General features: G+C 40.7%; 9 protein-coding genes. 5 read left to right on the top strand and 4 right to left on the bottom strand.

Annotated features, from left to right (window positions below):
* Positions 1-2,706: an MHYT domain-containing protein gene (locus ACM0OZ_RS19520; protein ID WP_414584483.1), complete on the bottom strand. Its 2,706-nt coding sequence runs from the start codon at positions 2,704-2,706 to the stop codon at positions 1-3.
* A 462-nt stretch (positions 2,707-3,168) separates the two neighbouring features.
* Positions 3,169-3,948: an ion transporter gene (locus ACM0OZ_RS19515; protein WP_414584482.1), complete on the bottom strand. Its 780-nt coding sequence runs from the start codon at positions 3,946-3,948 to the stop codon at positions 3,169-3,171.
* A gap of 569 nt (positions 3,949-4,517) precedes the next feature.
* On the opposite strand from ACM0OZ_RS19515, the gene ACM0OZ_RS19510 reads away from it, so the two are divergent.
* Positions 4,518-4,943, top strand: a complete 426-nt coding sequence (locus ACM0OZ_RS19510; RefSeq protein ID WP_073633764.1) for a nucleoside deaminase — start codon at positions 4,518-4,520, stop codon at positions 4,941-4,943.
* A gap of 11 nt (positions 4,944-4,954) precedes the next feature.
* Here the strand turns inward: ACM0OZ_RS19510 and ACM0OZ_RS19505 are convergent, their stop codons facing one another.
* Positions 4,955-5,617 (bottom strand): response regulator transcription factor, encoded by a 663-nt coding sequence (locus ACM0OZ_RS19505; protein ID WP_414584481.1) that lies wholly within the window; start codon positions 5,615-5,617, stop codon positions 4,955-4,957.
* Between the two features lie 612 nt (positions 5,618-6,229).
* Here ACM0OZ_RS19505 and ACM0OZ_RS19500 point away from each other — a divergent pair.
* The 3 genes from ACM0OZ_RS19500 (at position 6,230) to ACM0OZ_RS19490 (ending at position 10,256) form a co-directional block, all read left to right on the top strand.
* On the top strand, positions 6,230-8,248 hold the full coding sequence (locus ACM0OZ_RS19500) for a tetratricopeptide repeat protein (RefSeq protein WP_414584480.1): 2,019 nt from the start codon (positions 6,230-6,232) through the stop codon (positions 8,246-8,248).
* Between the two features lie 7 nt (positions 8,249-8,255).
* Positions 8,256-8,990 (top strand): hypothetical protein, encoded by a 735-nt coding sequence (locus ACM0OZ_RS19495; RefSeq protein WP_414584478.1) that lies wholly within the window; start codon positions 8,256-8,258, stop codon positions 8,988-8,990.
* Positions 8,991-9,077: 87 nt separating this feature from the next.
* Positions 9,078-10,256, top strand: a complete 1,179-nt coding sequence (locus ACM0OZ_RS19490; protein ID WP_414584477.1) for a hypothetical protein — start codon at positions 9,078-9,080, stop codon at positions 10,254-10,256.
* A gap of 90 nt (positions 10,257-10,346) precedes the next feature.
* Here the strand turns inward: ACM0OZ_RS19490 and ACM0OZ_RS19485 are convergent, their stop codons facing one another.
* Positions 10,347-11,570, bottom strand: coding sequence for a sensor histidine kinase (locus tag ACM0OZ_RS19485; protein ID WP_414584476.1), 1,224 nt, complete (start codon positions 11,568-11,570; stop codon positions 10,347-10,349).
* Between the two features lie 383 nt (positions 11,571-11,953).
* On the opposite strand from ACM0OZ_RS19485, the gene ACM0OZ_RS19480 reads away from it, so the two are divergent.
* Positions 11,954-12,400: a Spy/CpxP family protein refolding chaperone gene (locus ACM0OZ_RS19480; protein WP_414584475.1), complete on the top strand. Its 447-nt coding sequence runs from the start codon at positions 11,954-11,956 to the stop codon at positions 12,398-12,400.
* The last annotated feature ends 96 nt before the right edge of the window (positions 12,401-12,496 follow it).

The following is a 12,496-nucleotide window of genomic DNA, read 5'->3' as shown; positions in this document are numbered from 1 at the left end:
TTACACCTCAGTTTTAAACACACTAACTGATGCTTGTAATTGCTGTGCCACTTCTACAGTTTGTTCTAAAGACGTAGACACAACGCGAGACGAATCAGCAGTGCGAACCGATGCTTTGGTAATTTCCTTCATTAAAAGAGAGACAGCTTGAGAAGTTTGAGCTTGAGACACTGTTGTCAGAGAAATCGACTCCACCAACTCGTCGATTTGACGAGACACTTCTACAATTCGCTCCATGCTTTGCTTAACGTCTTTGACTAGGTAAGCGCTTTCCACCACCTGAGTCGTTCCCTGTTCTATCGCTTCGACGACTGCGTTGGTTTCTGATTGGATATTTTGTACTATGTATTCAATTTCTTTGGTTGCTTCGGCTGACTCGGCGGCTAAGCGACCGACTTCTTGCGCCACGACAATAAAGCCTTGATTTTCTTCACCAGCGCGGTAGGCTTCAATACTAGCGTTGATAGATAGTAAATTGGTTTGCGTTGCGATTTGGTTAATCAATGTCACAACTTTAGAAATCTCTTGGGATGATTCACCGAAACGTTTTATATTTTCGGCTGTTTCAGTAATTGTCTTTTGCAAATTTAAGATGCTAGAAACAGTAAGCTCCATGACTTCACCTGCAGCCAAGGCAGTATTGGCAGATGCACGAGCAACTTCTGCTGCTTGATGAGCACTATTGGCAACTTCTTGAATAGAGAGGCTCATTTGATCTACTGAATCAATGGTGCGGGTAATTTCTTCAGCTTGATTGAGTGCTTCATCTGCTAATTGACGGATAGCATGAGAGTTTTCCCCCACAGAAACATTGACTTGTTGGGCAGCTTGTTTCACCTGAATAACTATTTGCCGCAAGCTTTCAATGATCACATTGAAAAAGTCAGCCACTATTCCGATTTGACCGGTTGTAATTTCAGCTCGAGCTGTCAAGTTACCTTCGGCTACCTCTTTAACCTCACTAATAAGTTCTACAAGTTGACGTTGGAGAGTTTCTTTACTACGCTTCAATTCCTCTTCCGCCTGCTTGCGTGAGGTAATGTCTGATTGCACGCCGACAAAATTTATCACATTGCCAGTTACGTCTCGCACTGGAGAAATGCTTAATTCAGACCAGAACGCAGTACCGTCCTTGCGGTAATTCTTGATGACAACTTGACATTCACGCTCCTGTTGTACTGCTGTGCGTATTTCCTCAATAGTCTCTGGATCGGTGTCAAGTCCTTGCAAAAATCGGCAGTTACGTCCCTGCACTTCTTTTGGTGAATAACCAGTGACGGTTTCAAATGCGCCATTGCAAAAGACGATCGGATTATCTGGCTGATGGGGGTCTGTAATGATGATAGAGTTACTAGCGGCGGCGATCGCCAGGTCACGTACCCGCAGCACTTTTTCTGCCTGTTGCAATTGATGCAAAAGATTTGCTTGTTCTAGAGCAATGCTTACCTGAATGGCTAATTGCCCGAATAAATCAATTTCTGACTTCTGCCACATGCGAGGTCCACAACATTGGTGACCGCACAATAAACCCAAAAGCTCATTATCTTGTAAAACAGGTGCAACGACATTCGCTTTAATTTGAAAGCCTTCTAGAATTTTCTGGTGACAATCTGTAAAATCCGCTTCGTAAATGTTATTTGTAGCTCGGACTCGACCATTTTTGTACATTTGAATGTAGTCTTCACGAAACGGATCATCAACTGTTTTGCCTAAGGTTTTCATCCAACCCTCTGCTACAGACTCGGCGATGATCGTGCCGCTCCAATCTGGATTGAAGTAGTAGACGATAACGCGGTCTAGATTGAGTGCTTTCCTGACTTCAGTGACGGCTGTGTTGAGGACATCTTCCAACTTAAGAGAGCGCCGAATGCGGAGGGTGACTTCTGTAAAAAGTTGCGAGCGCTCAGCTTCTGCTTGTTGCTGTTTGAGGAGCATTGCTTGAGTCACCATTCGCCGATCTATGAAGGCAGTGAGCAGCGTACAACTCAAGATAATCAGCGTAGCAATGCCGATGCCCACAGCCAGCCAAGTGAAGGAACCGTGCATTTCCTGGGCTGCTGTTGTGCCTGCACTCCTCACCTGAGTTGGTGTGAAAGAGGCAGCAGCCATCCCTGTGTAGTGCATCCCGGAAATTGCAGCCCCCATCACGAACGCACTCAAAATCTTGGGTCGTATACTGCCTTTACCAATCTGCAAACGCAGGTGAAAGGCAATCCACAGCGCTACTATCGACGCACTCATAGCGATGACTATAGAAAGTATAAACAGCACAGGCTGATACCGAGTCGCTGCTTGCATTCGCATTGCTAACATACCAACGTAGTGCATCGACGCAATGCCAATGCCCATTAACACTCCACCAATTAGCAATCGCCGCTGACTCAAGAACTGGCGACTTGCAAGGAAAAGTGCGCCAAGCGAGGCAATAATAGCAGGCAATATTGACAGCAGCACAATCAACACGTCATAGCTCATCGGTCTCGGGAAATTGTAGGCGAGCATAGCAACAAAGTGCATCGACCAGATGCCCATTCCCATGACAATCGCGCCCCCAATTAACCATACAACTCTAGCCCGTCCCTGAGTGAGCGTTACCCGCCCAGCCAAATCAACAGCGGTGTACGAAGCAAGGACAGCTATCACTATCGAAAGCGCCACAAGCCGTGGATCGTAAGTGCTACTCATCGCCACATCTGCCAGGAGCATCTATAATTAACCTCATTAACCTGAAACTGGATACTTGTGAAATCAAAAGTAAACCATGAGTACCCCTAAGGCACCCATCAAGTGGGGTGAACTCATGGAGAGCGAAAAATCTTGACAAGTCACCTGACGGTGCTGATAAAAATGGCAGATGCAAAGTGCTGAAATCACACTTGTAAGACAGCAAAACTACCTTTACAATATAATATTAATTTTAACATCTATCTTAAGTCAGAAAAAATGAAATTCCTTGAACTTTAAATGTAAAAATTTTTGATGCATCTGACTATACAAGTATAATATATTACTTAAGTCAAGTTTTCCAGTCGCACTCTTAACTAGCAAATAGCCGCTTATTTTTATTAGAGAAGCTGATTACACCCAGTTATTTGCCAGCTTGTGGATCGCAATCTCAATACACAAGCAAAAAACCTTCTGAGTTCTGATTTCTCAGTTCTTTTTTAGTCAATCTTTTCTCAACTTCGTTCCACAATTCTTGCAGAAGATAGCATCTGCATCGTGGAAAGACAAACCGCAACCAGAACAAACGGTTTCCACCTGATTAGCGGTTTTAACTAATCGCTTAATCAAATCACCTACTTGCCAAGGAATGAGGGCAATACCTGTTAAAATCATCAACACTGTTAGCAGGCGACCTAGTTCAGAAATTGGAGTGACATCGCCAAAACCCACAGTTGTCATTGTCACTATGGAAAAATAAAAAGCATCCAAAAAAGTAGCGAAATTTTTTGGGTTAACCGGATGCTCTACTTGATAAATTAAACCAGAGTATACAAAGATAATTGCAAATAACGTAAATAATATCCGTGCAGAGATTAAACTATCTTCTGTACTAATACCAAATATAAATTTCTTATCTAGAAACCTAATTAACCGTAAAATTCGGAACCATCGCAGCAGTCGGATAAAACTGATAGCATCTGCACCTAGAAAAAATGGCAAAATTGCCATTAAGTCAATGATTGAATAAAAACTAAAGAAATACTTAATTTTATTTTCTTCACTCCACAGCCGCAGTAAGTACTCTGCTGCAAAAATTAACAAAATTGCCTGGTCTATACCATCTAAAAGTAGCCGAAAATTGTCAGGAATCTTATAAGTTTGTACTACAAAACTTACTGAAGATAGAAAAACCAGACCAGCAATGGTTAAATTCACAGATTTACCTACTGGTGTCTCTAGATCTTGCAAGTAAAATGCTGTTTTTTCTCTGGTCAGTAACATAATTCACAAAAGCCACGTCTAACAAATGCAGCACAATAGTCATGAGTACCAAGTGCTGAGCCTGTCATTTCTTATTTTTACCTCAAGGCTGATGATTTAGCACTGCTGAAGGCAATAACATTAGATTTCACTTGAAAATGGACAAGGAGACTAGGGAAGGAAATTTTCATTCAATGCTTGTCAACTCTGTTCATGATGCCTCTGGCAAAAGTATGATTAATATAGGATTCGTATTTTATTTTTGAAATACACGTAGGGTGTGCAATGGCGACTATATCTGGGTTATATCTGGGTTTTGGGAAGCATTGCCCACCCTACAAATACTTAAATGTTTTCAAAAATAAAACTGGTTTGCTATAGATATTTAAAACCACAGATGCACACAGATTAACACGAGTTAATTATCTGTGTGCACCCCCCTCATTTCCCCCTGCAAGAGGGTGGAAGACAGAGGAAAACTTTTATTTACTGTTCATCTGTGGTTTCATTTTCAAAAAAGTCACTTTTACAGGAGGTTTCTTGAATGTGGTATATTTTTAATACTAATAAAATTCTCCTCTCAAGCTTATATGAACTCAGAAGAATTTATGCGTTTGGCGCTGGAAGAAGCAAAGAAAGGAGATGCGCCTTACGGTGCTGTGATCGTCAAAGATAACCAAGTGGTTGCCCTAGCTTATAATACTGTGAAGCGAGACAGCGATCCTTCTGCCCATGCAGAAATTAATGTCATTCGCAATTTAACCGCTCAACTTCAAAACCCTTCTTTAGAAGGTTATACCATATATACCACTGGTGAACCTTGTCCGATGTGTGCAACTGCTTGCGTTTGGACGGGTATATCAGAAATTGTCTATGGTGCTTCTATTGAAGATTTAGTTTCTGTTCATCAATCTCAAATCAACATATCATGCGAAGAGGTGATTGCTAAAAGCTTTAGAAAAATCAAGGTGCAAAGAGGCGTTTTAAGAGAAGAGTGTCTAAAATTATTTAAGTAGCTTATCAGGTTTTAAGTAGCGTCATTTAAATAGGGCAAAAAAGAATTAGCAAAAATTGCAGCTTGGGTGCGATCGCGCAAATCTAAACGATTCAAAATATTCGTGACATGGTTCTTCACGGTCCCTTCAGAAATATAAAGTTGCTGTGCAATTTCTCGATTATTAGCACCCGTAGCAATTAAGCGCAAAACTTCTTTTTCTCTAGGAGTAAGTTCAGCTAAGCTAGGTGGCGGAGGCGTTGACTGAGTCGGCGTTACACTAGAAAATTGAGTTAAAAGTTTTTTAACTATTCCTGGTCCTAATTGAGTGTATCCTTTGTAGACAGCACGAATAGCAACAGCTAACTCTTCTGAAGGTGTATCTTTGAGCAAATAACCCATTGCTCCATTTTGTAACGCCGCCTTCACATATTCATCATCATCAAAAGTTGTCAGCACTAAAACTTTAACTCCGGGAAAACGCTTTTGAATTTCCCGAGTGGCTGCAACACCATCCATAACAGGCATTCTTATATCCATGAGTACCACATCTGGGGACAACTCTTCAATGAAATGAATTGCAATTTCCCCATTTTCCGCTTCTCCTACGACTTCTAAATCCAGTTCTAATTCCAATAAAGCTTTTAATCCTTGACGAATTAAACTCTGGTCATCTACAAGTAAGACTTTTATCATGCAGGGCAAACGCATCTTAATTATTGATGTAGCTTGTAAAATTGCTTGAAATTACAGCAATCATTCCTATTTCCGGAGAATACATAAACAACTTTTATCAAAAACCGAAATTTTCTATGACTGTATTATTTCAACACAAAACTCACCAATTAAGTTTCTGAAAACGTGCATTAAATAAGAAAATTCGTTAATGCTAGGCGATTAAGATAGTAAATATAACCCGTCGCCTACGCTGGACGTTCCACACTCGTCACCTTCTTGGGGCGACTACCAAAGCAGCATCGCCAAAACAGAAAAGTGTTCCTGAGCCGCACCCTCCCACTATAACCTGTCAGGCTGCCAGTATTTAGATGCGTTTGCCCTGTCAACCCAAGCTGAAAACAAATGGCAAGTAGGAACGCAAGCACCTGGGGTATATTTCCGAAGTTGACCTACAGCAGTATCAGAATAGTATCAAGCAATTTGCCTTCAACAATTTTCTTCACGAATGCCCTCTGCCTTGCCCGAAGGGCTGAGCAGTATATTTTTTAACAAAATAAAATAAGTTAACCGGAAAACCCGTAAATGAGCTTGATTACTTAAGCATCAGTCTTTGGATGATTTAGATTGGCTGTGGAAATTAAACGTCATCAGACAATATTTGTTATAGTTCTAACTTTATGTTTGGCTGTGACTCCTGGATTGGTAGCCGCGCAAAGTAGTATCGAACAGTTATTGAAACAAGTTAATGCTGCTGAATCTGTCGGTAATTACTCTCAAGCTGAAAATATTTGGCGTAGAGTTCTGCAACTTGAACCTAATAATAGCAACGCTTATAACAATTTGGGGAATGCTTTGCGGCAACAGAAGAAATTAGATAAAGCCATTGACGCCTACAAAAAAGCGATTCAAATTGACGGTAATTTTGCTGATGCTTACAACGGTCTCGGCAATGCCTTGTATGATCAGAGAAAATATGACCAAAAGAAATTAGATAAAGCCATTGACGCCTTCCAAAAAGCGATTCAACTTGACCCTAACTATGCTGATGCTTACAACGGTCTCGGCAATGCTTTGTATGACCAAAAGAAATTAGATCAAGCCATTGACGCTTTTCAAAAAGCGATTGAATTTGACTCTGACCATGCTTATGCTTACAACGGTCTCGGCAATGCCCTCACAGACCAGAAGAAATTAGATGCAGCAATTGACGCCTTCCAAAAAGCGATTCAACTTAACCCTAAATTTGTTGATGCTCACAACGGTCTCGGCAATGCTTTCTATGACCAGAAAAAATTAGATGAAGCGATCGCTGCCTACAAAACAGCGATTCAACTTTACCCTAAACATGCTTATGCTTACACCGGTCTGGGCAATGCTTTGTATGACCAGAAGAAATTAGATGAAGCCATTGACGCTTTCCAAAAAGCGATTCAATTTAACCCTAAGCATCCTTATCCTTACAACGGTCTCGGTAATGCCCTCAGAGACCAGAAGAAATTAGATGAAGCCATTAGGAACTTTCAAAAAGCGATTCAACTTAAACCTAACTTTGCTAATGCTTACAACGGTCTCGGCATTGCCCTGTATGACCAGAATAAATTTACAGAAGCCATTACGAAGTTCCAAAAAGCGATTCAACTTGACCCTAACTATGCTGATGCTTACTACAACCTCGGCATTGGTATGGGATACCAGAAAAAATTTGATGCAGCCATCGCCGCCTTCCAAAAAGCCATAACGTTACAAGAACAGAGTTCCACAACTCCACCCAGATCTCGTGCTCTTGCTCATAATGGCTTGGGTTTTGCGTTCCAACAACAAGGGAAATTACAACAAGGGAAATTAGATGCAGCCATTGTGAAATTAGATGCAGCCCTTGTAGAGTTTGGCAAGGCAGAAGATATTGACCCAAGTTTCGTCTATGCCAGTAACAACTATAACGAAACAGAGAATTTGCGGAATACCCTACTTAATGCCCTGGGGAAAGTTGACGATGATAGACAATGGTTACCTAAGGATGATCCTAGCGTACCCGTTAAACGTTCTGTGGTACACATTGTGGTACCCATCAGTGCGAAATCTTTTACCCGTGAACGTCAGGGACCTGAAGTTGGCACAGGCATAGTAATTCAGCGAAAAGCCAACCGGACATTAATTCTCACCAATCGTCATGTTATTTTTGAGGGCAATAAATTGGGTGAAAATATCCAAGTGGAATTTTTCAGTATGCCACCTAAAAACCGAGTCCGAATGCGACGAGATGCTAAGCTCGTGAAAACGACCTCTGACAAGGAACAAGTCGATTTAGCTGTTTTGGAAGTTATTGGAAATCTGCCAGAAGATATTCAGCCTTTACCCATCTCCTCAACTCCAATTACCCCAAAAATACCCACTCGTATTATCGGTCATTCTGCCAGCAGGGAAGAGAACTTGTTTTGGTTTGTGGAATCAAGGGAAATCAGCAGCAGTGACAAACAGAACATGCAGATATCTCAACCTGTACTCGTACCTGGTTATTCCGGTAGTCCTGTGATTGACTCGCAAAATCGGCTCTTAGGCATTGTCTTTGGACGAAGAGGCGAACAAAAAAGTTTTGCCTATCCTATGTCCGTGATTTTAGAAAAACTGCGTACTTGGAAAGTTCTTTAGAGAAATTATGAACAGTAAAATTATCTTTGCCAGCCTGTTAATTCTTAGCTTTAGCTATCTTCCCGCACAAGGTTCTTGCCCAGAAGGGAATCCTGATTCTACTGATTATATCCGTCGTCAACCACCCAAGCGTTGCGAAGGTCTCAAAGTAGAACCGATTAGCGGAACTCCCCTAAGTCTAATTTCCATTGCTACTCGCAACCTTAGAAGTTATGACAATAATCTAACATTACAAATTCCTCGGATTAAAGGTGGTAAAAATCCTGAGGTGAGAGTGAAATCTTTTGGAGACAACTATCAGTATCAGTTGGATGACTTTCCACTATCTGGCAATGCTTCGCGCTTCAACTTCACTTGGGATACTAATATTCTTCGGAAATCAAAAATACCAGAAAACAGCCTTCGTGCTGTGGCTTCATATAATTTTGGTTCCCAACCTGTCCATGTTCCAGTCATAGTGGGGCAAACCTCCGGTGAGTATGAATTTGTCTTTTATTCCCGAGATCGCGTTCGATTTACGACCTTTAAAATCATTCGTAAAGGAGGTCAAAAACCTATCTACACAACTTCTCGTCCTAACCCAAGTAGCGGCGAAATCATCTTTACTTGGGATGGACGCAACACACCAGCCGGACGATATGAAATCCACTATATCGCCAAAATTGACCAAAGAGATTTAGGCACCTACCGTCTTCCACCAAGACAAATTGTTTTTGAACATAACCCAAATTGGCTGAGATAAATCATGGGAAATCGGAAACAAGGGGCGCAAAAATCTCCCAATATCAGTACTATCCTCAGAGGACACAGGAATTTAAACGCGACCAAATTGGCAGCTTCTATTCGTACAAATGCCAATAAAGTTCGCCAGCGCTTGCAGCCTTTGGGAAAATATTTAATCAAGAAAAAAAGATTTGTTTTTGTTCTGCTATTGCTTCTCTGTTTTAGTCTTGTGACTTTTTCCGCTATTTTGCCCAGAAATCATATCTTTGAAGGTAGTATCACTGTTCAAGAAATGGGTTTTACCTACAATGGTAAGCAACCCAAACGTTTTCTCGAATCAATTCGTGACATTAGTAACTTAGAAAGTGAAGGTATTCAAACCGTAACTTTCACAGGAAACTTTCAAAGTAAATATTTGCCACAACTTAATCAATTAGACTTTCTAAAAGTTGAGCTAACTAACGGCAAGAGTAAATTGATTATCGCTCCTGAAAATCCCAAATTGGACAGCGAAATTTCCCTGGATTCACTGCAACTACAACCAAATACAAAAGTAACTCGATTAAATTATGACTTTTTTCGTCAACAACTGGCTTTATCTCTACAACGATTATCAACAGCAGCACCTGATAAGAAATCGAATACGCTAGAAATTTATTTAGGAGATAAACCAATTAAAGTTACTCTAGAAGGTTATAAATTTCCAGAGTTAAATTTACAAACTCCTCCTGGCGAGCAAACACCAATAGAATTTATTTACAATCCAGATAATAAACAATTTAACTTAGAGATGACACAAAAGAATAGTCTGTATATTACTCTAAAAAAAACTCCAATTTTTGAGAAGCAAAAATGGTTCCGAGGCAAAATAGAAACCGAGAACGTTCAATTTCAACGTTTAGATAGAAATGGTGACATTAAAGATGAATTAGAAGTTTCTACCATCGTGTCAGGCAAAATTCGCATGGCAGGAGAAGAAAAAGAAATCCAAAAAAATCAGTTTCTCATGGGAGAAAATCCAAATATTCCTCTCAACATTCAACGAATACGCAATCTTGAAATTATTCCGAAACAGGGTTTAGAAGTCCGCTTTTCCGGTACAGATAAACAAATAACAATCGGTCTAGATAAAGATTTTCCTGTCATCAGAATTCAGCGAAGCTGGCTAGATGGCGTTTTACCCCGTGATGCTATTGTTGCGCTGTTCTCCTTTGCTGCTGCTACAGTAGCTAATCTTGTTCCTTGGTTACTTAGTAATACTTCTAAATCACAAAGTAAACCTTAAAGAATTAAATATGAGGAAGGCAAGTATACATCTAAACTACAATAACCTCCAGGGTAAGCGCATCTGATGCGCTTACTCTGTTTAATTATGTTAGTCATGATCTACTGGAGTTAGTAAAAACCTGGAAAGAGGAATAGTAGCTGTAATTTTGCAACCGGAACCAGGAGCGCTGTTAATATTAAAATAGCCTCCTAATGCCATAGTGCGATCGCGCATACTTTGAAGTCCAAAACCTGTGGTATTTTGCGTTAAATCAAACCCTATACCATTGTCCGAAATCCTCAACTGCAAACTGTTTTTAGTTGTGGTTATTTCTAGTTTAACTTCTGTGGCTTGGGCATACTTACAGATATTTGTAAATGATTCTTGGACGATGCGGTAGATAGCAGTGCTAATTTCAACTGGGACGTGAGATAAGTGAATTTGACAAATTGGTGCGACACCAGTTGAACGCTGAACATTTTCTGCAAGCGAGGCGATCGCCTGTTCTAAAGATTGCTCTTGCAAAGGATGAGAACGCATAGTAGAAACTGATTGACGCACATCTTGTAGCGCCTTAGAACCTAACTCTTTTGCCTTTGCCAAGAAAGCTTGCGCTTTTGTTGGATTAGATTGCCAAAGCTTCAAACCAGTTTCTAATTGCAAATTTAAAGCTGTCAGAGAGTGTCCTAATGAATCGTGTATTTCACGAGCAATACGGTTGCGTTCTTCAAGAGTCGCTTGATTTTCAATTTGCAGAGCATATTGACGGAGTTTTTCATTAGCAATTGCTAGTTTTTCTCGACTTTCTCGCTCAGATAAAACTGCATTCATCAACAGTAAAACAAACAATAAAGCTAATCCGAATACCAGCACAAAGCTTAAAGTAAAAAACAAAAAACGCTCTTGTGATGCAGGTGATAATGCTATGCGTGCAAATCGCCTTCTAAATGTTATCAAAAATAAAAGAAATGATAAAGCAGTCACTACCAAGCGACCTGGTAACTGAAAAATTAAGCAACTCCGAGTCACTAAAATGACGTAAAGAAAGGGGAAAAGCCGAGCAGTTCTTCCTCCAAAAAAGCCAGTTATTAAAATTAAGAATATTTCTGCAGCAGTGTAAAGTATTTTATTTATATGGTTACGAGTGGGCAATCTTAAGCCCATTAAACCAAAAAGCGTCAGACTACAAATTGTCAGTTCGGGAAACCTAGCCTGAAACCGGTATGAGTGAGATGGTAGCGCTGCTGTCAAAGCGGCAGACGCTAGCAATGTCCACTCCAAATAAAGGAGAAATCGAAAAGGATGATTCTTGAATTGAATTGGACGGGTCACAAAAATATACCCAATTTCAACTAGTTTTTATGGTAAGCCTAAAAACCTAATTTTTCTGATAAACAGGGTTTATTTTATATCATGTTCGCTTGAATACTTATAATAAGTGACCTCTTCCCCTACCCCTCCCCTAGTAGGGGAGGGGCGACTTTGACGCCAGTCAAAGGCGGGGAGAGGTCAAATATAAATAATAACTAATTATCCGGACTTGATATTAGAGATTGATAAGCTAACAAACGAAAGACTTCAAGGTTGGCTGATGAATATCCTTGTATAGACCATGACTAAAGTCATGGGTGTATTCGTGACTTTCTCCTCATGTAACCCTTAAAATTAAATTTTTATGATAGTGGTATCAAGCAGGAGAAACCCAGCGGTACTTTATGAAACTCAAAAACTTATCACTCATTGGTGCAGCGATCGCCCTCAGTTTAAGTGCAACTTCCCTAGCAGTCAAAGCAGAGGCGAACTCCTCTTCACCTTTAGTTGTTGCACAATCTCAGGAAAAAGGGGGACCACTGCAACGTTTGGGACTGACGGATGAACAAAAAGCCAAAATCAAAGAAATCCGCAGCAGTACCCGCGCTGAAATGGAGAAAATTCTCACTGAACAGCAACGAGAACAGTTAAAAACCGCTATGCAAAACCGCCAGGGAAAGCGGGGTGCGTTTGCTGCTTTGAATCTGACTGAAGAGCAGAAAAACCAAATGCGTCAAGTCATGCAGTCACAGAAAACCCAGATTGATGCAGTCCTGACTCCAGAGCAAAAACAGCAACTGCAAAAATATCGGGACGAAATGCGTGCTCGTCGTCAACAAGGTAATCAGTAGCTGATCAGCAGCGTCTTTGCCCAAGCTAGACAGCAGATATCTCTGAGATACCCCATGCATAAATGCAGGGGGTTCTAACTCACTACGCGAGTTTCG

The sequence above is a fragment of the Scytonema sp. PCC 10023 genome, from assembly GCF_963920835.1.
Lineage (GTDB): Bacteria > Cyanobacteriota > Cyanobacteriia > Cyanobacteriales > Nostocaceae > Kalymmatonema.
This window is presented reverse-complemented; position numbering and strand designations above follow the sequence as displayed.

What these genes read in the sequence shown, in the direction of transcription:
- ACM0OZ_RS19520 (WP_414584483.1), bottom strand. Translation starts at nt 2,706, where the DNA reads ATGCTCCTGGCAGATGTGGCGATGAGTAGCACTTACGATCCACGGCTT.
- ACM0OZ_RS19515 (WP_414584482.1), bottom strand. Translation starts at nt 3,948, where the DNA reads ATGTTACTGACCAGAGAAAAAACAGCATTTTACTTGCAAGATCTAGAG.
- ACM0OZ_RS19510 (WP_073633764.1), top strand. Translation starts at nt 4,518, where the DNA reads ATGAACTCAGAAGAATTTATGCGTTTGGCGCTGGAAGAAGCAAAGAAA.
- ACM0OZ_RS19505 (WP_414584481.1), bottom strand. Translation starts at nt 5,617, where the DNA reads ATGATAAAAGTCTTACTTGTAGATGACCAGAGTTTAATTCGTCAAGGA.
- ACM0OZ_RS19495 (WP_414584478.1), top strand. Translation starts at nt 8,256, where the DNA reads ATGAACAGTAAAATTATCTTTGCCAGCCTGTTAATTCTTAGCTTTAGC.
- ACM0OZ_RS19480 (WP_414584475.1), top strand. Translation starts at nt 11,954, where the DNA reads ATGAAACTCAAAAACTTATCACTCATTGGTGCAGCGATCGCCCTCAGT.